The organism is Streptomyces sp. C (assembly GCF_000158895.1).
In the GTDB taxonomy this organism is placed as follows: Bacteria; Actinomycetota; Actinomycetes; order Streptomycetales; family Streptomycetaceae; genus Streptomyces; species Streptomyces racemochromogenes.
The window spans coordinates 2,187,391-2,188,559 of record NZ_GG657750.1 but is presented as its reverse complement, the minus strand read 5'-3'; the positions used below and the strand labels follow the sequence as shown (position 1 = coordinate 2,188,559).

The window sequence follows — 1,169 nt, the reverse complement described above, 5'->3', positions numbered from 1 at the left end:
CGCCCGCTCGCAGGCGGCCAGCAGGGCGGTGGCGAGGCGGCGGGGGTCGACCTGGTGGTCGCCGTCGACGCGGAGCCCGCCGCGTACGCCGGGGGCGAGCATCGGCTCCAGGCGGCGGCATTCGCGGCCGGTGAGCCACTCGGACTCCAGGCCGCAGCGGCGCTGGAGGGCGTGGAGTTCCCGCAGGTGGAGGCGGTCGTCGGCGTCGAGGGCGACGGCGAGGGTGCCGCAGGCGCGGTAGCCGAGGTCCATGCCGCCGCTGGCTTCGGTGAGCTCGGCGGCGAAGGCGGGGTAGCGGGCGGCGGAGGCGACGTTGAGGCCGAGCAGGGTCTCCTCGCCGTAGTGGAGCTCGGTGACGGCGGCGAGCATGCCGGCGGCGACCCGGGCGGCGCCGCCCCCGGGGTCGGGGTCGGCGAGTGCGGTGCGCAGGCCGTGCCGGGCCGCCCGCCAGGCCGTGACCAGGCCGATGATGCCGCCCCCGATGACGAGGACGTCGGATCCCCTGCCGGATCCGTTCCGAGATGAGTGCATGGGCGTCCAGCCCCTCCCTTCGCCGGCATGACCCGGATCAGGTTCGTACGGTCGGAGGCCGGCCAGCCTCCCTCTCAGCCCGGTGCGCCCGGACTCCCGCGATAGGTACGGTGGCCAGACTAACCCCGGGGCCGGAGCCCGGTAAGGCTGCCTCCCCGGTGCCGGGCCCGCGATCTTCCGCCCACTGTTCCTGACGGCCCGTCAGTTCACTAGGGTGGGCGGCGTGAGTGAGCAGACGGAACAGACGAACCCCGGCGTCGTGATCGTGGGCGCCGGAATGGCCGGCGTGCAGACCGCCGTGGCCCTGCGGGAACAGGGCTACGACGGCCCCGTGACCCTGCTGGGCGCCGAACCCCACCAGCCCTACGACCGGCCCCCGCTCTCCAAGGCGGTGCTGCTCGGCAAGGCCGAGGACTCCGCGTTCGAGGTGGACTTCGAGGGCCTGCGCATCGACCTGCGCCTCGGCGTCGAGGTCACCGGGCTCCGGGCCGGCGCCCGCGAGGTCGACACCGAGGCCGGCCCCGTCCCGTACGAGGTCCTCGTGCTGGCCACCGGAGCCGTGCCGCTGACCCTGCCCGGCACCGAGGGGGTCCCCGGCGTCCACCTGCTGCGCACCCTCGACGACGCCGCCCGGCTGC

Annotated in this window: 2 protein-coding genes and 1 riboswitch; of the genes, one reads left to right on the top strand and one right to left on the bottom strand. The window is 75.5% G+C overall.

All coding sequences use genetic code 11. The features are described from left to right. The coding region (locus tag SSNG_RS09665) for an FAD-dependent oxidoreductase (RefSeq protein ID WP_129593384.1) at positions 1 to 531 on the bottom strand (531 nt) is incomplete at its 3' end. Continuing rightward, positions 529 to 641: riboswitch (TPP riboswitch) on the bottom strand. It overlaps the preceding gene by 3 nt. Positions 642 to 808: 167 nt before the next feature. Here SSNG_RS09665 and SSNG_RS09660 point away from each other — a divergent pair. Continuing rightward, the coding region (locus SSNG_RS09660; protein ID WP_241695214.1) for an FAD-dependent oxidoreductase at positions 809 to 1,169 on the top strand (361 nt) is incomplete at its 3' end.